Source organism: Brevundimonas abyssalis TAR-001, assembly GCF_000466985.1.
GTDB classification, from domain to species: domain Bacteria; phylum Pseudomonadota; class Alphaproteobacteria; order Caulobacterales; family Caulobacteraceae; genus Brevundimonas; species Brevundimonas abyssalis.
This window is the reverse complement of record NZ_BATC01000004.1, coordinates 82,256-99,406: the sequence shown is the minus strand read 5'-3', so window position 1 is coordinate 99,406 and position 17,151 is coordinate 82,256. Positions and strand designations below refer to the sequence as shown.

Annotated in this window: 21 protein-coding genes and 1 tRNA gene; 2 read left to right on the top strand and 20 right to left on the bottom strand. The window is 65.2% G+C overall.

The features are described from left to right. The 3 genes from MBEBAB_RS02220 to MBEBAB_RS17080 form a co-directional block, all read right to left on the bottom strand. The coding region (locus tag MBEBAB_RS02220) for an outer membrane protein (RefSeq protein WP_045318684.1) at nt 1-707 on the bottom strand (707 nt) is incomplete at its 3' end. A gap of 250 nt (nt 708-957) precedes the next feature. After that, a complete protein-coding gene (locus MBEBAB_RS17085) occupies nt 958-1,536 on the bottom strand; it encodes a hypothetical protein (RefSeq protein ID WP_242397027.1) in 579 nt (192 codons plus the stop codon). Nucleotides 1,537-1,553: 17 nt separating this feature from the next. Further along, on the bottom strand, nt 1,554-2,243 hold the full coding sequence (locus MBEBAB_RS17080; protein WP_242397026.1) for a hypothetical protein: 690 nt from the start codon (nt 2,241-2,243) through the stop codon (nt 1,554-1,556). 155 nt (nt 2,244-2,398) lie between these two features. Here MBEBAB_RS17080 and MBEBAB_RS02210 point away from each other — a divergent pair. Beyond that, nucleotides 2,399-2,475: transfer RNA gene (locus tag MBEBAB_RS02210), tRNA-Arg, on the top strand. On the opposite strand, the gene MBEBAB_RS15465 is transcribed toward MBEBAB_RS02210, so the two are convergent. The 5 genes from MBEBAB_RS15465 to MBEBAB_RS02190 form a co-directional block, all read right to left on the bottom strand. Beyond that, the gene (locus MBEBAB_RS15465; RefSeq protein WP_081703379.1) at nt 2,446-4,104 is read right to left on the bottom strand and encodes a recombinase family protein; all 1,659 of its coding nucleotides are present in this window, start codon (nt 4,102-4,104) and stop codon (nt 2,446-2,448) included. The genes MBEBAB_RS02210 and MBEBAB_RS15465 overlap by 30 nt on opposite strands. Further along, entirely contained in the window at nt 4,101-4,499 is a 399-nt protein-coding gene (locus MBEBAB_RS02200) for an HVO_A0114 family putative DNA-binding protein (RefSeq protein WP_045318682.1), read from the bottom strand. Before MBEBAB_RS02200 ends, MBEBAB_RS15465 begins: the two co-directional genes overlap by 4 nt. Further along, nucleotides 4,496-4,849 carry a toxin-antitoxin system TumE family protein gene (locus MBEBAB_RS02195; RefSeq protein ID WP_021696290.1) on the bottom strand — a complete coding sequence of 118 codons (354 nt, stop codon included), beginning with the start codon at nt 4,847-4,849 and terminating at the stop codon, nt 4,496-4,498. Before MBEBAB_RS02195 ends, MBEBAB_RS02200 begins: the two co-directional genes overlap by 4 nt. Then, entirely contained in the window at nt 4,846-5,163 is a 318-nt protein-coding gene (locus MBEBAB_RS15990; RefSeq protein ID WP_148291405.1) for a hypothetical protein, read from the bottom strand. Before MBEBAB_RS15990 ends, MBEBAB_RS02195 begins: the two co-directional genes overlap by 4 nt. 234 nt (nt 5,164-5,397) lie before the next feature. Further along, nucleotides 5,398-6,264: a DMT family transporter gene (locus tag MBEBAB_RS02190; RefSeq protein WP_021696289.1), complete on the bottom strand. Its 867-nt coding sequence runs from the start codon at nt 6,262-6,264 to the stop codon at nt 5,398-5,400. An 83-nt stretch (nt 6,265-6,347) separates the two neighbouring features. On the opposite strand from MBEBAB_RS02190, the gene MBEBAB_RS17895 reads away from it, so the two are divergent. Continuing rightward, nucleotides 6,348-6,938 (top strand): helix-turn-helix domain-containing protein, encoded by a 591-nt coding sequence (locus tag MBEBAB_RS17895; RefSeq protein WP_306301976.1) that lies wholly within the window; start codon nt 6,348-6,350, stop codon nt 6,936-6,938. 15 nt (nt 6,939-6,953) lie between these two features. Here MBEBAB_RS17895 and MBEBAB_RS02180 read toward each other — a convergent pair whose 3' ends face one another. The 12 genes from MBEBAB_RS02180 to MBEBAB_RS02125 form a co-directional block, all read right to left on the bottom strand. Further along, entirely contained in the window at nt 6,954-7,202 is a 249-nt protein-coding gene (locus MBEBAB_RS02180; protein ID WP_021696288.1) for a DUF2274 domain-containing protein, read from the bottom strand. 2 nt (nt 7,203-7,204) lie between these two features. Further along, nucleotides 7,205-8,332 carry a TraB/TrbI/VirB10 family type IV secretion system protein gene (locus tag MBEBAB_RS02175; protein WP_021696287.1) on the bottom strand — a complete coding sequence of 376 codons (1,128 nt, stop codon included), beginning with the start codon at nt 8,330-8,332 and terminating at the stop codon, nt 7,205-7,207. After that, nucleotides 8,329-9,330: a P-type conjugative transfer protein TrbG gene (gene trbG / locus MBEBAB_RS02170; protein WP_021696286.1), complete on the bottom strand. Its 1,002-nt coding sequence runs from the start codon at nt 9,328-9,330 to the stop codon at nt 8,329-8,331. Before trbG ends, MBEBAB_RS02175 begins: the two co-directional genes overlap by 4 nt. Then, nucleotides 9,327-10,010, bottom strand: a complete 684-nt coding sequence (trbF, locus tag MBEBAB_RS02165; RefSeq protein ID WP_442778302.1) for a conjugal transfer protein TrbF — start codon at nt 10,008-10,010, stop codon at nt 9,327-9,329. Before trbF ends, trbG begins: the two co-directional genes overlap by 4 nt. A gap of 2 nt (nt 10,011-10,012) precedes the next feature. After that, on the bottom strand, nt 10,013-11,374 hold the full coding sequence (gene trbL, locus MBEBAB_RS02160) for a P-type conjugative transfer protein TrbL (RefSeq protein ID WP_021696284.1): 1,362 nt from the start codon (nt 11,372-11,374) through the stop codon (nt 10,013-10,015). A gap of 2 nt (nt 11,375-11,376) precedes the next feature. After that, nucleotides 11,377-11,643 carry a putative entry exclusion protein TrbK-alt gene (trbK-alt, locus tag MBEBAB_RS02155; RefSeq protein ID WP_021696283.1) on the bottom strand — a complete coding sequence of 89 codons (267 nt, stop codon included), beginning with the start codon at nt 11,641-11,643 and terminating at the stop codon, nt 11,377-11,379. Nucleotides 11,644-11,657: 14 nt separating this feature from the next. Then, entirely contained in the window at nt 11,658-12,434 is a 777-nt protein-coding gene (gene trbJ, locus MBEBAB_RS02150; protein ID WP_021696282.1) for a P-type conjugative transfer protein TrbJ, read from the bottom strand. Beyond that, nucleotides 12,431-14,923, bottom strand: coding sequence for a conjugal transfer protein TrbE (gene trbE / locus MBEBAB_RS02145; protein ID WP_021696281.1), 2,493 nt, complete (start codon nt 14,921-14,923; stop codon nt 12,431-12,433). Before trbE ends, trbJ begins: the two co-directional genes overlap by 4 nt. Before the next feature lie 10 nt (nt 14,924-14,933). Continuing rightward, nucleotides 14,934-15,215, bottom strand: a complete 282-nt coding sequence (locus MBEBAB_RS02140) for a VirB3 family type IV secretion system protein (protein WP_045318681.1) — start codon at nt 15,213-15,215, stop codon at nt 14,934-14,936. Further along, nucleotides 15,215-15,547, bottom strand: coding sequence for a TrbC/VirB2 family type IV secretion system protein (locus MBEBAB_RS02135; RefSeq protein WP_021696279.1), 333 nt, complete (start codon nt 15,545-15,547; stop codon nt 15,215-15,217). Before MBEBAB_RS02135 ends, MBEBAB_RS02140 begins: the two co-directional genes overlap by 1 nt. Continuing rightward, the gene (gene trbB, locus MBEBAB_RS02130) at nt 15,544-16,539 is read right to left on the bottom strand and encodes a P-type conjugative transfer ATPase TrbB (RefSeq protein WP_021696278.1); all 996 of its coding nucleotides are present in this window, start codon (nt 16,537-16,539) and stop codon (nt 15,544-15,546) included. The genes MBEBAB_RS02135 and trbB overlap by 4 nt, the downstream gene beginning before the upstream one ends. Before the next feature lie 146 nt (nt 16,540-16,685). Next, a complete protein-coding gene (locus MBEBAB_RS02125) occupies nt 16,686-17,147 on the bottom strand; it encodes a ribbon-helix-helix domain-containing protein (protein WP_021696277.1) in 462 nt (153 codons plus the stop codon). Nucleotides 17,148-17,151 lie beyond the last annotated feature (4 nt).

Below are 17,151 nucleotides of genomic sequence, written 5' to 3'. Positions count from 1 at the left end.
TAACGCAGACCCACGGTCACCGTGTGGCTGAAGTCGTAGTCGCCTTCGAACGAACCCAGAGCCGGAGCGCCGACCGTGGTCGTGTCCCAGCTGGTGTCACCGGTCAGGTAACGGTAGGTCAGGTCGATGTTGGCGCGTTCGCCAACGGCCCAGGCGAAGCCGGCGAGGGCCTGGAAGGCCAGCTCGGTGGTGTCGTCGTCGGCCGCCAGGGTGGCCGAACGGTCACCACGAAGATTGCCGATGGTGTCGATCGAAACCATGTTCGCGCCGACGCCCAGACCCACGAACGGACGGAAGGCCCAGTCAGGCGAACCGATGTCGTAGATGGCGTTGATGAACAGGGTCTTGGACTCGATGTCACCCTCGGGGGAGTGGCACGGGCCGGTGGCCGGCGTCAGGTTGCACAGGCCGGACGGAACCGCGTCGGTGAACCGGCGAACAGTGCCGATGTCGCCCGAGCGATGGCCGCCTTCCAGCTCCACACGCCAGTTGGGGTTCAGCCGATAACCGAGGCGCGCGAACGCGGCCCAGCCGTCATTGACTTCCCATTCCCAGGCCGGACCGGCGTCGGAACGAGCGTTGATGCCGTCCTCCATCCAGTGACCGCCCAGGTCGATCGCGCCATACCAGCCGTCCGGCTCCGCCGACGCACTGGTCGCCGCGAAGAGCCCTGCCGCCGCAACACCGGCGAGAAGCTTCAACTTCATTTTGGATCCTCATCGTCTAAAAAAATGTTTGCCCAAACCCCGACGCATTGCGCGGTGCTCGAACCGACCGAACGAGCCACGGGCCGTGCGGTTCCCTGTAATAAGCCGGGATTGCGACAACTGTGGCGCCATTCCAACACAAAACGCCCAAGCGGCCGAAAATCGAGCCTTCAGGGCGTGAGTGACGTCACAGTCTCGATACCGTAAAGCGGCCGTACGGGCAACTGACGCCGTCTGACCGCAGGCGGTCTTATCTGGAGAGATCAGTCGGGAGGGTCTGGGAGGACAGCAATTGTTCGGTCACCTCCCAGCGATCACCCAGCTGACTCTCGATCCAGGCCTGCACCATGTCGCGGCCAAGGCCGTAGTTGATGACGTAGCTGCGATAGCGCTCGATGAAGCTGAGCCTCTGTTCGGCCCTGTCGCGGGCCACCAGGGAATAGGCCTGCAGCTGGTCCAGCGCCGTGTCACGGTCGATGCGGCCGGCCAGATAGTCTGACGCGATGGTGTACTCCGCCCGCTGCAGGCCCCGCATCAGGCCCAGCAGCTCGGCCTGGGCTTCTGCGGTCGCGGGATCCAGCCCGGCGAGCGGATACAGAACCTCGCGCTCGAACCGCACGCGCTCCTCGCCGGGGAAGGCCAGGTCGATGCCGTAGTTGGCGCTGCCCTCGGCGATGAAGGACATGGGGCTGTAGAGCGGATAGACGCTCATCTCCATCCAGCCCTTCTCGTCCACGAAGGTGCGCTCCAGCAGGGCGTTGTAGACGTGGTGTCCGGGATAGCCCTCGTGACACCCCAGATCCACGGCCCGGTCTATATAGATGGGCAAGTCGGTGTTGATCTGGATCAGGCTGACGGCGTCGCCTGATACCAGTTGTAGCCGGACCAGGGCTGATCGGTGACGAACTCCAGGGTGAAGCGCTCGTTCTCGGGCAGGTCGAAATGGCGCACGGTGCGGGCGCGGCACTCGTCGATGGCAGCGCGCATCACGGCATCCAGCCGGTCCGTCGGGATGACGTAGTCGTTCCGGAAGGCGGCCACCCGCTCATGCAACGGTCCGTCGCCCGGGATCAGGGCGTCGATGCGCGCCAGGGTGTCGTCATAGGCGGACAGGGGCGGCGTGTCGGGCCGGACGCCGAACAGGCCCTCGGCCTCGTCGGCGAAGGCCGGCTCCTCGCCCGCGATCATGCGCAGGCGCGTGTTGGCCGCGTTCACATGGGCGATCAGATAGGCCCGCCGCTGGACCTCCTCGTCGGACAATCCGCGCGTGGGAAACTGCTCCAGACGTTGGGACAGCGCGGCGGCGGCGGCGCGCAGCTGCTCCACAGTGCGGGGATTGGTCCGCGCCGTTTCGGCCCATTCCGGCGGACCATGATAGGCGTCCACATAGCCGTCTTCCCGTTCGCCGATCTCCAGGGTCATGATGACATAGTCCTGGGCGATGGCGTTCAGGGTGTCGTCGCCGCGTCCGGAGCAGGCGGCCAGGCCCAGGGCGCCCGTCAGGCACAGGGCGGCGATGATGCGGGTCCGCCTCATGGCGCGTCTCCTTCATATGATCTTTCGCACAGGCTAGGCCGCGCCCCACCTCCCGCCAAGTCCGCAGCGAACAACGCGCCGCGCGATTTGCGGATTGAGCGCCTGCCGCCCATGCTGTAAGCACCGCCCTCGCGACGGGCCCTGCGCCCGCTCACGCACCCGTAGCTCAGCTGGATAGAGTACTGCCCTCCGAAGGCAGGGGTCACAGGTTCGAATCCTGTCGGGTGCGCCATTTCAGAACAGAACTATGAACGCCGAACGCCGCCGTTTCTACGCTCGAAGCGGCGACCAGCGTTCGCAGTAATTCCGACTTTGATCCCATGATGCGAACCTCGTCGTCGGCAACCTCGACGCGCTGCGCCAGGGCGCGCAGGTGGTCGCGGCGATAGCCGCCAGCATCAAGCCGCATCCGTTCACGTGCCTTGCGGGCAAACCCCTTTAGCATGTCGGGGCTGACACCTTGATTGCCTGAACTGTCGAGCGCGAGCTGCGTGCGCTCCGCATCGGCGGCGGCCTGATCCCGCAACGCCTTGAGACCCGCCATCCGCTCCTTCGCCATCGCGTCGTCCTTGTCGATCATGCCCGCTTCGATGGCGTCAAAGAGACGGCCGAGCCGCTGGTCGGTTTCGGTGATTCGCCTGTGAAGCTCGGCAAGATGCTCGCGACGGCGCTCGGTGCGCTCCTGCCGGTGGTCGATGACGCTGGCGAGGATGGCTTCCAGCCGCTTGGGCTGGAGCAAACGATCCCCGATATGATCGGCGACAAGATGGTCCAGCTTGTCCATCGGGATCGTGCGGCCTTTGCAGCCGGTCTTACCCTGCCGCGCCTTGGTCGAGCAGGTGTAATAGCGATATGTCGCGCCCGTGCTGCCTCGGCCGGTGCGAAGCGTCATTGCGCCTCCGCACTTGGCGCAGAAGCAGATGCCGGTCAGCAGCGTCGGGCCGCTGGAGACGCGCGACGGCGTTACCATAGGATTGCGGGATTTCAGGCGGGCTTGCACCGCGTCGAACACCTCGCGCTCGATCAAGGGCGGCACCGCCATGATGGCGACCTCACTCTCCGGCTTCTTCTCCCGGTCCTTGTGCGAGCGCGTGTTGAACCTGTGTTCGCCGATATAGGTCGTGCGGGTCAGGATGGCATGGATTTGCGCTAGCCCCCAGCGCCCGCCGTCGCGGGTGAAGAAGCGGCGCCCGTTGAGGTAGGTAGCGATGGCCTTGACGCCCATCGCGCCGGACGTGCCGTCGCCTTCAAGAAACAGGCGGTAGATCAGCCGCACGGTGTCGGCGTGGAGCGGGTCGATCTCCAGTTTCTTCTTGATCTTCGATCCGCGTTGCTCGGCCGCGACGATGCGATAGCCGATTGGCGGCCGTGCACCGTTCCAGAAGCCTTGCCGCGCATTTTCGTTCATGGCGCGCAGGACGTGCTTGGCGTTCTCCTTCGACTGGTATTCGTCGAACAGCGCCATGATCTGCCGCATCATCTGGTGCATGGGATCGTCGCCCATCTCCTGCGTTATGGAGACCAGCTTGACCCCGTTCCTCGCCAGCTTGCGAACGTAGAACTCCATCTCGAAGTGATCGCGGAAGAAGCGCGAGAAGCTATGAACCACGACAATATCGAACGGCGCGGGCTTGGACGTGCCCGCCTCAATCATGCGCTGAAACTCGGGGCGTTTGTCGTTGGTGGCGGTTGCACCCGGTTCAACATAAGTCTCAACGAGCTGGTAGCCGCGTTGTTCGCAATAGGCTTCGCCCTGCCGCTTCTGATCGGGAATGGAAATATCATGCTCGGCCTGTCGAGCAGTAGAGACGCGCAGGTAGAGCGCGGCGCGAGCGGTTATGGTTCGGCTGTGCATGTTCATGGTCGGCCTCCCGAAGCCTTCCTCGGTTTGGCGCGGTCGATCAGCGGCAACGCCAATTCCACGCCGTCATGCACCACCTTGGGCGCGAGCTTGCGGCCGTGGCCCGGCTCAAACCGCACAAGGCCGTAGCTCTCCATCGTCTTGAGGGTGCGTGAGAGATTGGAGCCGGCCCGGCCGGTGATTCCCGCCAGTTCCTCCAGCGACGCCGGGGCTTTCTCGGCGATGACGCGCAGCAACTCGCGGTTCCCGGCCGACAGCACCTTGGCAAAGGATTCGGTCGAGGTGAACCACACCTTCGGATCGCTGGGCGCGGGCTTTTCCTGGCCGCGCGCAATCCGCATGGTGCGGGCCTTCATTTCTTCGTAGTCGGCAATCCCGACTTTCAATGTAGTCATAGGGCACCTCGCTCCTTCAACACCGCGTCCACCGCCTGCCAGAAGTCGGCCAGCAACGTGGCCGCATCCTCGTAGGCGTAGGGCTTCACGGTCTGGAGGCGATGGCGATGGTCCATCGGCTCGCCGCGTCTGCCCCGGCCGATCGGATGGGCGTTGTCGAAGCCGACCAGCCGTTCGCCCGAAGGCCCGTGAAGCGTGAGCGAGTAATCGAGACCGTGCGGCTTGTCCGGTGAGGCCGGAACGCGGGTGACGACGAACTTCACCCAATGACCGCCCTCGGGATCGACAAAGAGCATCTGTCCATCGAGGTCCAGAAGCGTGTCGAGGCCCGGATCACGATGCCCGCTCAAGTCTCTTTCCTATCAGTTTGTGATAGGAAATGCAAGCCATCATCCGGCTTTCTCGGGTTCAAGAGTTCATCGAAAACATCGCCGAACCAACGCTCGAACACGTCAATCTCGGCCTCGCTGACGGGAATATCCACGGGCCAATCGTCGGTGACACGCATTCTCTGCCCATTCGGTGCAAGAAGTGGCGCATCGCGTGCTCGCGCTCGGCCGTCCAGCGCTGGATCGTCCGCGTAGTCGAACAGATCGTCGGGAAGTGGTTCGGGGATCGACTGCCGTGGTCGCCCTTTGCGGGCGCGGCGACGCTCTGCGCACATGGAATCCTCCTTGGTCCGGTGTGGATTCGGCGCGCTCAAGGCCCCGGAATTAAGCGAACGATGGAGGGCAGTCGGCGGCCTGTAGCGTGCCGCATTTGCGTCTATGCGCTGGCGGCACTCCCGAGGTGCTGCTGACGCCAGTTGCGGCCTTTCGTGGAACGTCAGGTCGGGCGTAGGGTGTCGCAGAAATCAGACGCGAACTTGTCCGCCTAATCGTGAGTTGTGCGATGACATCTACTGTTTGGGATGTGACCAACCAAGATTCATTGCAGCAGCCGACAGCAGGATTGCACCCGCTCCAGCAAACTGCATGAGGTTCATCTTCTGGTCGAATGCCAACCAGTCCACGATGATCGCGACAACCGGATAAATAAACGAGAGAATCCCGACGAGGCTAGTCGGCAGTTTTTGGAGCGCTCCATACAGCAATGTGGACATCACCGCCGTATGCACGACGCCGATGGTCAGTAGCATCGCCCATGAGGTCGCACCCGCCGGTCTGCCGGCGAAAGGCAGGAGCATGATTGCTCCTACACTGAGTTGAATAAGGACGATCAAATGGGGCGGAACGCCCTTCAACTTTTTCGCAATCAGCGCTGCCGCCGCATAAAAGAAAGCGGCCCCGAGGGCCATCAGAACACCGATGGAAAAGTCAGGCGAGTCCGCCCCCGACACGGATCGGCCAAGCACGATGCCAAGCATGCCCGCGAAGCTGAGCACTAGCCAACCCAGCTTGTTCAGCGTGAGCCGTTCGCCAAGCAACAAGACACCGAGCCCCACGAGCATGAAGGGCTGGGTATGGTAGATAACCGTCGCCACGGAGATCGAAGCATAGGCATAGGCCCCGAACAGAAAGCTCCAGTTCAGCGCGAGTGCGACGCCACCTAGGACGATCCATGCGAATTGACGTCGATTGAAAACATCGCGTCGGAGAAATCCAAGCATCGCGCAAACGATCAGCATGGCAGCCGAGCCGAACAGGCATCGCCAGAATACGGCTGCGGATGGCGCGAGACCGGACTGGATCGCGAACCATCCGACCGTGCCTGAAATCGTCATGGCGAGCGTCATTTCCGCCACGCCGCGTTTGTGCGTGTTCATACTAGCTCCGTATGATATAGTGAACGCTAGAGCGGTATAATGAACGAGCGAAGACCGTCCGTCAAAAAGAACAAGTGGATTCTATGATGAACGATGACCCGAGTAGCGGAAGTCCCCTAAGTCCGTCCCCGTCGCCCATCCACTATCTTGCCAACTCCCTTCGTCGTGAGCGCGAGAGAGCTACGCTGTCTGTCAGCGAACTTGCGAAACGATCAGGGCTGGCGAAGTCCACTCTGTCCCAGCTTGAAGCCGGAAACGGGAACCCAAGCCTTGAAACCTTGTGGGCATTGGCGATGACGCTGGGCATAGCGGTCAGTCGCCTGATCGGCGAAGCACGCCCGTCGGTTCAGATCATCCGGGCTGGCGAGGGCAATGCGACAGTTTCCAATAGCGGCCGCTACGCTGCCACCCTCCTGTCGGCATGTCCTGCCAACGCGATGCGGGACATATACCGGATCGTGGTTCAACCCGGCGAACCCTATGTGTCGAGGGCCCATGGCATTGGCACGATAGAGCATGTCATCCTCGCCACCGGCAGCGCTAGGATTGGCCCCGAGGGGAACGCCGTCATCCTGCGGCCAGGGGATTACGTGAGCTACCCGGCTGACACCTCGCATGTTTTCGAGGCGACGGAAGCCGACACGCTCGCGATCATGATGATCGAGAATACCTGAGCGGCCATGTCGCCGTCATGACTGCATTTCTATGAGTTGGCGTTCGGCTCGCTGCCCGCCGAGCTTGGCGAACCCGCGATCCGTGGCGATGAACCGCTCCAGCATGGGCACGATTAGCTTGGTGGGATCGGTGACGGGCCTGCCGGTTTCACGGGTCAGCACCTCGGCATAATCTATCAGATCGCGGTTGAGCGTTGCGGGCAGCTCCAGCGTGACCTTCACGGGCTTGTCGTCCGGCAGCGGGCCGAGTTTCAGCTTGGTCATGGTCAACCTCCTGCCGGCTCGAACACAAGGTCGCGGGTAACGATGATCCTGACCGGGAAGCCGGGCCGGATGGTCAGCGTCGGCGCGACCTGCAACTGGCGCTGGACGATCTGCTGGCCCGCCTGATTGACGGTATCCTGTGCGCCGTCGCGGATGGCGCGGGTCAGGCGGTCCTCGTCGCTGGTCGCCAGTTCCGCGCCGACCGCGAGCAGCGTGGACAGCCCTGCGGCCTTCATCAGATCCCACCAATGGTAATCGACGCCATCCTCAAGGCCGGCGTAACCGCTGGCGTCCGCGCCCGGCAGGCGCTCCAGCACTATGGAACGGCCGCCCGGCAGGATCAGGCGATTCCAGACCAGCAACACGCGGCGCTGGCCGAAGGTCACACCATCATCGTATTGGCCGATAATGCGTGTTCCCTGCGGGATCAGAAGCAGCGAGCCGGTCGGGCTGTCATAGACGTTCTCGGTGACTTGCGCTGTGATCTGGCCCGGTAGGTCCGAACGGATGCCGGTGATAAGCGCGGCTGGGATCACGGCCCCGGCCTGTAGTATCCAGGGCGACGCCGGCGGCGTGACACGATCCGGGGCGACGGTCTGTCGGTCCACGGGTCCATTGAGGAACGCCGCGTGGCGATCCTGTGTCGCGGGCTGTCCGCCGAGGCCAAGGCCAGCGAGGCCGGGCATGGCCGTCCCTGCCGGCGCTCCTGTGCGCGGGCCGGACTGGAAGAACACATTGCTCAAGCGCGCGGCTTCTTCCTCGGCGAGACGGCGCTGTTCGTCGGGATCGACGGCGGGCGTCGTCATGACGGGCGGCGCGACCGGCTGACCCCGGTTCTGCGCGTCGAGGATCGGACGGCCGAGGTCGCCCGGCAAGGCCGGTCCCAGGACCGGGCCGCTGTAGTCGCTCGGCAGGCCCGCCAGCCCATCGGCGGTTTGCCGGTTGTTGGTCGAGTAGAGTTCGCCGCCGTCTGGTCCTGCGTCGCGGGTCTGGAGCGCGTAGATCAGTGCGCCGCCGATGCCGAGCAAGGCGACGGCACCGACGCCGGCCAGCATCTTGCGCGACAGGCGGGTGACGCGGGGCGATTCAGCGCGCAGGCGCATGGGGGCTGCGGTATCGGTATCGCTCATGAGGACGATCCTCCGGCGGTCGTGCTGGCCGGCTGGGCTGCGGCCTGCGTCGGGTTGGTGCGGACGATCCTGACGACCTGCTGGTGGCTACCGCTGCCAAGGCGCAGCTCGGCCGCGCCGAACAGGCGGTCCACGATCAGGACGTTCTGGTGGATGCGCGAATTGACGATCTGCGGCTCGCCGTTCGTGCCGAGAACGAAGATGGGCGGCATTTCTCCCTGCACGATCCCGGCCGGGAAGACTACATAGACGCGCAGGCCATCATCGAAGACGGAAACCGGCCGCCATGGCGGGCTATCGCCCTGCACCTGCAAACCGTAGCGATAGTTCCGCGCAGCCTCGGCCGGGATGATCGGCGCGGCCGGAACGGTCTGGCGCTGCCCTGCCGGCGGGGCGGGATAAGCCCAAGCCACGGCTGGCATGTAGAGCGATTCCCGCGCGCGCAGCTCGATCATGTAGGTGCGCCGGTCGGTGGTGACGACAAGGTTGGTGGTAATGTCCGGCCGCGTCGGCTTCACGAGGATATGGGCGCGACGGTTCGCGCCGCTGCCGCTCTCAGTGTCGCCGATGATCCAGCGGGCGGTGTCGCCCGCCGCAATCGGCCCCGCGCCTGTCAGGCTTTCGCCCGGCTCCAGCGCGATCGTCGTGATCTGCCCGACTGCGGCATAGACCTGATAGAGCGCGCCTTCCGACCACGGATATATCTGGATCGCGTTGTAGTAGCCTTCCCGGCGCGGCTCGACGCGGGCGGCTGCATTGGCGTTCTCGACGCGGCCGGCCGGCGTGCCTGCGGCGGTTCCGCCACGCGCGACGGTCCATGCCGGGGGCACATGCAAAGGCCGGGGCGTGTTGTCGGCTGCTGCCGCCTGCACGGTCGGCAGCGGCGGCACGCTGGCGTCATAGCTGAATTGCGGTGTCCGGTTGGTGGCGCAGCCTGCGAGCATGGTCGCCGAAAGCAGCATGGCCGCGATTGTAGGGGTGCGGGTGATCGTCCTCATTGGCTCATCTCCCGCGACCACGAAATTGCATTGACATAGATTCCCAACGGGTTGGCGCGCAGGCGCTCGGCGTCGCGCGGTGGCTGGATGACGATGGTGAGGATGGCTGTCCATCGCTCGGTCGTGGCGAGCTGGCCGTTCTCGAAATGCCTTTCCGTCCACGCCACGCGAAAACTGTTCGGGGATGCGCGGATGACGCTCGACACCTCCACGGCGACCTGCTGACGGCCGACCTTGGCGAAAGGATCATTGGCGCGGGCGTAGTCGTTGAGCGCCGCCGCGCCCCGATCCGTGGTCCATTCGTAGGCGCGAAGCCAGTTCTGGCGGACGATGATCGCATCGGCCGGGATCGCGCGGACCTGCTCAATGAAACGGCCGAGGTGGAAAGCAATCTGCGGATCGGTCGGCCGATAGTCGGCGTTGGCAGGCGCGACGGTTTGCGCCTGACCGAGATTATCGACCTGCACTACCCACGGCACGACGGTCCCGCGTGCGGACTGCCAGACCAGCGCCGAGGCGAAGCCGGCCGAAAGGATCAGCGAACCGAAGGCCATGAGCCGCCAATTCCGAGCCTGCACACGGGCCGAGCCGATGCGCTCGTCCCATGCCTGCGCGGCCTTCTGATAAGGCGTCTCGGGTTCCGGCGATTTGCCGTAATGGGTTGCTGGTCGTTTGAAGATGCTCATGAGCGGTCACTTTCGGAAAGGTTGATGGAGGAACCGGAGCCGTGGCTGTCGCCGGAGCGCACCGCATGGGCGGCCATGGTCGTGCCGTGGTTCATGGCCTGCGAGCGCCGCATCCGTTGCGCCCACGCGGGCGGGCTGCCGGCCGGGCCGGATGCTGCTGCGGCGGGATCGGCGCTCGCGCCGCCGACCGTGCCCATGGTCGAGCTGCCGCCCGACGCGCCGAATCCGGCTTTCGCGCCAGCGGAGAAGCTGGATTTGACGGATTCGCTGGCGCGCGCGGCGGCGCGTTTGAGCGGCGAGATAGCCGCCGATCCTGCGGCACGCGCGACGCCGCCGAGGCCGGAAGCGACACCGGCCGTGCCGGACTGGCCGAGCGATCCGACGCTATAGGCGGCGGTCGCCGCGCCCGCGGTGGCCGCGCCGCCGCGGACGGCCGCTGCCCCGCCGGACAGGGCAGCGGCACCACCTTTGGCGGCGAGCATGGCCCCGCCGCCAGCGGCGACGGCTGCACCTGCGACCGCAAGCCCGGTTCCCACGGCAGCGCCCGCGCCGAGCTGCGGGCCGCCCGAGACGATGCCGTTGGCGATGCCGGGGCCGAAGATACCGAGGCCGAGCAGCGACAGCGCGGCGAGCACAATCGCCATGGCGTCGTCGATGGTCGGGGTTGCCCCGCCGAAGCCGGCCGTGAATTGCGAGAACAAGGTGCTGCCGATGCCGATGATGACGGCGAGCACCAAGACCTTGATGCCGGACGACACTACGTTGCCGAGCACCTTTTCGGCCATGAAGGCGGTCTTGCCGAAAAGGCCGAAGGGGATGAGGACGAAGCCGGCAAGCGTGGTCAGCTTGAACTCGATCAGGGTCACGAAAAGCTGGATGGCGAGGATGAAGAAGGCCAGCACCACCAGCGCCCATGCGAACAACAGGCACGCGATCTGGATGAAGTTTTCAAAGAAGGCGATCCAGCCCATCAGATCGGAAATGGAATCGAGCAACGGGCGGCCGGCGTCGAGGCCGGTCTGCGCCACGCGACCCGGCCGCATCAGATCGGCAACGGAAAAGCTCGTCCCCGATGCCATGAGGCCGAGGCCGGCGAAGCTCTCGAAGACGATCCGGGCGAGGTTGTTCCAATTGCCGATGATGTAGGCGAAGACGCCGATGAACAGGGTCTTTTTGACCAGCCGGGCGATGATGTCGTCATCCGCGCCCCATGCCCAAAAGAGCGCGGCGAGCGTCACGTCGATGACGATCAGCGTCGTGGCGATGAAGGCGACCTCGCCGCCAAGCAGGCCGAACCCGCTGTCGATGTAGGAAGTGAATACGCCTAGAAACGAGTCGATGACGCCCGTGTTGCCCATGGTCAGCGCGCCTCGCTGCGATCACGGCCGAGGAAGCGGTCGCGGGATTCAGCCCATGCGGCGAGGCAGTCGGTGTCACTCGCCGCCGCCTCGCCGAGCTGCTGGCAGCGGCGCAGGGTTTCGCGCAACGGGTCGGCCGGGGGCTGGAAGGCCGGCGCAGGGGGTGGCGCGGAAGGTTCATCCTTCCGCGCCATGTCGATTGCGGTCGCCGTGACGGCGATGGCGATGAACACCACGGCCCCGAGCCGGGCCAGCATCTTGCCGTCCATGGCGAGCCTCCCGGTCAGTTGTTGCCGTTGTTGAACATCTGCGCGTTGCCCGGCTGGTAGCCGGTGCCGGGCGTGAGGAAGCGACGGCGCTGCTCGCGGCCCTGTTCGGCGGCGGTCGCACGCTCGGCCTCGGTCAGCGCGTCGGCGCGGCCATTTGCCGAGATGACCGCGATCAGGTCGGAAAGCTGCTGCGACTGGAGGGCGAGAAGCTGGTTGCCGGCCTGTGTGGCTTGCAGCGCGCCGGTCGCGCCCTGACTCTGGCCGACAAGGGCCGCCATCTCGGCGCGGTTGCTGTCGATATTGCCGACCGCACCTGCCTGAACGCGCATCGCATCCTGCAAGCCGCCGACCGTGTTTTCCCACCGGCTGCGCGCATCGGCGACCAGTTGGGCGTCGGTCGCCGAAAGCGAAACATTGCCATATTGCTTCTGGAACGCTTGGTCGATCTGGCCGACCTCGAACGCGATGTTCTGTGCTTGGCCCAAAAGCTGCTGCGTGCGCTGGACGCTTTGCTGGAGCTGCTGGAGCGACGAATGCGGCAGGCTCGCCAGATTGCGGGCCTGATTGATGAGCATCTGCGCCTCGTTCTGGAGGCTCTGAATCTGGTTGTTGATCTGCTCCAGCGTGCGCGCGGCGGTAAGCAGGTTTTGCGCATAGTTGGTCGGGTCATAGACGATCCGGCCGAAACCGAATTGCGCATGGGCCGGGCTTGCCAGCATGGGCGACAGCGCGACAGGCACGGCGAGCGCCAGCGCGAAGGCCGAGGCTCCGACGATCTTGGAATAGGTCATGGAAGAATCTCCTGTGTGGGGTGGGTATCGAGCCGGGGCGGCGTGGCGGATTCCGGTCGGTCGGCTAGATTGGTGAGGTTCGGGATCAGGTCGGCCGCCCAATCGACGCCGCGCTCGCGCAGCCATGCGGCGAGGAAGCCGTCGCGGCCGTGTTCGGCGACGATCTGCGCAATGAGCGTCTGGTCGGATTTGGCGGATGCGGCGCAGAGGGCGAGGCCGACTTCGGACAGGCCAAGCTCGAACAGGCGATTGCCGCTGCGGCTTTGGCAGTAATAATCCCGCTTAGGCGTAGCCCGTGCGAGGATTTCGATCTGCCTGTCATTGAGGCCGAAGCGGCGATAGATGGCCGTGATCTGCGGTTCGATGGCCCGCTCGTTCGGCAGCAGGAGCCGCGTCGGGCAGCTTTCGATAATCGCGGGTGCGATGTTGCTGCCGTCGATGTCGCTGAGCGACTGCGTGGCGAAGATGACGCTGGCGTTCTTCTTGCGCAGCGTTTTCAGCCATTCGCGGAGCTGGCCGGCGAAACCCTCGTCGTCCAGCGCAAGCCAGCCTTCATCTATGATGAGCAGCGTGGGGCGTCCGTCGAGCCGGTCGCCGATGCGATGGAACAGATAGGCGAGCACGGCCGGAGCCGCGCCGGTCCCGACCAGCCCCTCGATCTCGAACGCCTGCACGTCCGCCGAGCCGAGATGTTCCGCCTCGGCGTCGAGCAGCCGGCCATAGGCACCTCCGACGCAATAGGGCCGGAGCGCCTGTTTCAAGTCGTTCGACTGGAGCAGCACGCTCAAGCCGGTGATCGTGCGTTCTTCGACCGGCGCGGAGGCAAGCGAGGTCAGCGCCGTCCAAAGATACTCTTTGACCTCCGGCGTGATGGCGACGCCCTCGCGCATGAGGATGGCCGCAATCCAGTCCGCCGCCCATGCGCGTTCATAGGTATCGTGGATGCGGGCAAGCGGCTGGAGCGAGACGGACGTCTCGGCCCCTTCTGTCAGCCCGCCGCCAAGGTCGTGCCAGTCACCGCCCATGGTGAGCGACGCAGCGCGGATCGAGCCGCCGAAGTCGAAGGCGAAAACCTGTGATCCCGCATAGCGCCGGAACTGCAAGGCCATGAGGGCGAGCAGCACGCTCTTGCCCGCGCCCGTGGGGCCGACGACAAGGGTATGGCCTACGTCGCCGACATGGAGACTTAGCCGGAACGGGGTTGAGCCTTCGGTCTTTCCAAAGAGCAAAGGGGGCGCACCGAAATGCTCGTCCCGTTCCGGCCCCGCCCACACCGCCGAAAGCGGGATCATGTGGGCGAGATTCAAAGTGCTGATGGGCGGCTGGCGGACATTCGCGTAGGCGTGTCCGGGCAGGCTACCGAGCCATGCGTCAACCGCGTTGACCGTCTCGGGCATAGCGGTGAAGTCGCGGCCCTGAACGATCTTCTCGACCAGGCGCAGCTTCTCTTGCGCCACGCGCGGGTCGGCATCCCATACCGTCACCGTTGCGGTGACGTAGGCCATGCCCGCCACGTCCGCCCCAAGCTCCTGCAACGCCATGTCGGCGTCGAGCGCCTTGTTCGCCGCGTCGGTGTCCACAAGGGCGGACGCCTCGTTGGTCATCACCTCTTTCAAGATCGCCGCGATGCTCTTGCGCTTGGCGAACCATTGGCGACGGATGCGGTTCAGCAACCGGGTCGCATCAGTCTTGTCGAGCAGGATCGCCCGCGTGCTCCAGCGATATGGAAACGGCAGCCGGTTCATCTCGTCGAGCAGGCCCGGCGTCGTCGCGGTCGGGAATCCCACGATGGTCAGGACGCGCAGATGTGCGTCGCCAAGGCGCGGCTCCAGCCCGCCGGTCAACGGCTGGTCGGCGAGCAGCGCGTCGAGGTGCATCGGCACCTCCGGCACGCGCACGCGATGCCGGTTGGTCGAGATGGTGGAATGGAGATAGGTCAGCGTCGCGCCGTCATCCATCCAACGGCACTCGGGCGTGAAACCGTCGAGCAGCGCCAGCACGCGGTCGGTGCGGTCGATGAAGCCGCGCAGCAGTTCCCACGGGTCCACGCCGGTTTTCTCGCGACCCTCATAGAGCCATGCTTCAGCGCGGGCGGCCTCCTCGGCCGGAGGGAGCCAGAGGAAGGTGAGGAAGTAGCCCGACACGAAATGCGCGTCCGCTTCCTCGAAACCGGCTTTCCGCTCGGCATCGACCAGCGCCGACGCGGGATCGGGAAAGGTGCTGTCGGGATAGGTCGCGGCTTCGCTGCGCTGTGCCTCGACGAAGATGCTCCAGCCGGAGCCGAGACGGCGCACGGCGTTGTTGATGCGGCCGGCGACGGCGACCAGCTCGGCCGCTACGGCGGAATCCAGATCGGGACCGCGAAACTTCGCCGTCCTCTGAAAACTCCCGTCCTTGTTCAGGACGACGCCCGAGCCGACCAGCGCGGCCCATGGCAGATAGTCGGCGAGCCGGGATGCGGTGCGGCGGTATTCTGCAAGGTTCATCATAGCCGCGCCCTCACACCGACAGAAAAACCGGGATGCGGATATGCCGGCGTCCGACCTCGACGAATTGGGGATCGCGCTTGGCCGCCCATACGGCCGCAAAATGGCCGATGGCCCAGATGGCGATGCCGACCAGCCAAAGGCGCAGGCCGAGGCCCACGGCCCCGGCCAGCGTCCCGTTCATGATGGCGATGGCGCGCGGTGCGCCGCCGAGCAAAATGTGCTCGGTCAGCGCCCGGTGGACCGGGATAGAGAATCCCGGCACCGCGTCGAGTTGTTCGAGGCCGCCCGCCATCAAACGAGCGCCCCGCCGCCGAACGAGAAGAACGACAGGAAGAACGAGCTGGCCGCAAAGGCGATGGAGAGACCGAATACGATCTGGATCAGGCGACGGAAGCCGCCGCTGGTGTCGCCGAACGCGAGGGTCAGGCCGGTCACGATGATGATGATGACGGCGATGATCTTGGCGACCGGCCCCTCGATGGACTGGAGGATTTGCTGCAAGGGCTGTTCCCATGGCATCGACGAACCGGACGCATGGGCGGCCGGGGCGAGCATGAGGCTAATGGCAAGGGTGGATGCGGCGGTCGCGGCGAAGCGATAGCCGCGCGTGAGCGTGCGGATCATGAAGATTCTCCTGTGCTGGTGGGGATTGCCGAAGGGATGGGATGCGTGATGCGGTAGTCGCCGTCCGGCCCCAGCCCCTCGACGCGGGCAAGCTCGGCCAGCCGGCGCGCGGAACCGCGCCCGGAAAGGACGGCAACAAGGTCGATAGTCTCGGCGATCAGCGCGCGCGGGACCGTGACCACAGCCTCTTGGATGAGCTGTTCAAGGCGACGAAGCGCGCCGATGCCGGTGCCGGCGTGAATGGTGCCGATCCCGCCCGGATGCCCTGTTCCCCATGCTTTGAGCAGGTCGAGGGCTTCCGATCCGCGCACCTCGCCGATGGGGATGCGGTCGGGTCGCAGGCGCAGCGAGGACCGCACAAGGTCCGACAGGCTGGCGACGCCATCCTTGGTGCGCAGCGCCACCAGATTGGGCGCGGCACATTGAAGCTCGCGGGTGTCCTCGATGATGACGACGCGATCCCCGCTCTTGGCAACTTCTGCCAAGAGCGCGTTGGTCAGCGTGGTCTTGCCGGTCGAGGTGCCGCCGGCGACAAGGATGTTGGCGCGGGAGGAAACGGCCGCGCGTAGGCTCAAAGCCTGATCGGCAGACATGATGCCCGCCGCCACATAGTCGTCGAGGCTGAACACGATGCTGGCCGGCTTGCGTATGGCAAAGGTCGGGGCGGCGACCACGGGCGGCAGCAGGCCCTCGAACCTCTCCCCGCTCTCGGGCAGCTCGGCCGAGACGCGCGGGCTGCGGGCATGAACCTCTGCGCCGACATGATGCGCGACCAACCGCACGATGCGTTCGCCATCGGCGGCGGACAGGCGCTCGCCCGTGTCGGAAAGCCCTTCGGATAGCCGGTCCACCCAAAGGCGGCCGTCCGGGTTCAACATCACCTCGACCACGGCCGGGTCTTCGAGCAGCTGGGCAATGGCGGGGCCGAGCGCCGTGCGCAACATGCGCGCGCCACGCTGGATCGCTTCCTGTCTGTGGTGGTTGGTTGTCATGTCGGCCCCGGCTTTTGGCGGGGACGCAACAGGCGGACCCCGGATCGGGGTCGATTAAGAAAGCCCGGAATTGGGCCGGTTCAACAAGTATCTAAGCGGCGGCGGCAATCGGCGGCGAACGGCGGTAAATAGGATGGGTCCGAATCTTACTCTTGATCGCCGTTGCTCTCGGATTTATCCGGCAACGGATCGTCGGGAAGTGAGTCGAGGTCGCGCGACAGCTCTTTGAGGAACCGGTCGCCCGTCGCCAGACGCCGACCGAGGGTTTGCATGAAGCCCTCGAACCGTTCTGCGCCCTTTGCGCGGGCGGCGGATTGCGCGGCCCCCGAAAGCGGCGGCGTGATGGTCAGCCAGAAATGGATGAACTGCGCGACCGTTTCGCCGAGAACGGCGAGGTCCAGGTCGAGCGTGTCTATTTGGCGGCCGAGCTTGTCCAGGCGGCGCGACATGGCTGCTTCAAGCTGATCGGCGGAATCGCCGGACAGGTAGGACATGACCGCCGCCTCCACGATGGCGGATTTCGAGACCTTGCGGCGCAGCGCCAGCGACTCGATCTGCGGCATAAGCGCGGGGTCGAAATAGAGATTCAGGCGGGTTCTGGTGGTCATGGGC

Bases quoted from the DNA above. Each gene is read 5' to 3' on its own strand.
- MBEBAB_RS17080 (WP_242397026.1), bottom strand. From the start codon at position 2,243: ATGAGGCGGACCCGCATCATCGCCGCCCTGTGCCTGACGGGCGCCCTG.
- MBEBAB_RS15465 (WP_081703379.1), bottom strand. From the start codon at position 4,104: ATGAACATGCACAGCCGAACCATAACCGCTCGCGCCGCGCTCTACCTG.
- MBEBAB_RS02200 (WP_045318682.1), bottom strand. From the start codon at position 4,499: ATGACTACATTGAAAGTCGGGATTGCCGACTACGAAGAAATGAAGGCC.
- MBEBAB_RS15990 (WP_148291405.1), bottom strand. From the start codon at position 5,163: ATGTGCGCAGAGCGTCGCCGCGCCCGCAAAGGGCGACCACGGCAGTCG.
- MBEBAB_RS02190 (WP_021696289.1), bottom strand. From the start codon at position 6,264: ATGAACACGCACAAACGCGGCGTGGCGGAAATGACGCTCGCCATGACG.
- MBEBAB_RS17895 (WP_306301976.1), top strand. From the start codon at position 6,348: ATGATGAACGATGACCCGAGTAGCGGAAGTCCCCTAAGTCCGTCCCCG.
- MBEBAB_RS02180 (WP_021696288.1), bottom strand. From the start codon at position 7,202: ATGACCAAGCTGAAACTCGGCCCGCTGCCGGACGACAAGCCCGTGAAG.
- MBEBAB_RS02175 (WP_021696287.1), bottom strand. From the start codon at position 8,332: ATGAGCGATACCGATACCGCAGCCCCCATGCGCCTGCGCGCTGAATCG.
- trbG (WP_021696286.1), bottom strand. From the start codon at position 9,330: ATGAGGACGATCACCCGCACCCCTACAATCGCGGCCATGCTGCTTTCG.
- trbL (WP_021696284.1), bottom strand. From the start codon at position 11,374: ATGGGCAACACGGGCGTCATCGACTCGTTTCTAGGCGTATTCACTTCC.
- trbK-alt (WP_021696283.1), bottom strand. From the start codon at position 11,643: ATGGACGGCAAGATGCTGGCCCGGCTCGGGGCCGTGGTGTTCATCGCC.
- trbJ (WP_021696282.1), bottom strand. From the start codon at position 12,434: ATGACCTATTCCAAGATCGTCGGAGCCTCGGCCTTCGCGCTGGCGCTC.
- trbE (WP_021696281.1), bottom strand. From the start codon at position 14,923: ATGATGAACCTTGCAGAATACCGCCGCACCGCATCCCGGCTCGCCGAC.
- MBEBAB_RS02140 (WP_045318681.1), bottom strand. From the start codon at position 15,215: ATGGCGGGCGGCCTCGAACAACTCGACGCGGTGCCGGGATTCTCTATC.
- MBEBAB_RS02135 (WP_021696279.1), bottom strand. From the start codon at position 15,547: ATGATCCGCACGCTCACGCGCGGCTATCGCTTCGCCGCGACCGCCGCA.
- trbB (WP_021696278.1), bottom strand. From the start codon at position 16,539: ATGACAACCAACCACCACAGACAGGAAGCGATCCAGCGTGGCGCGCGC.
- MBEBAB_RS02125 (WP_021696277.1), bottom strand. From the start codon at position 17,147: ATGACCACCAGAACCCGCCTGAATCTCTATTTCGACCCCGCGCTTATG.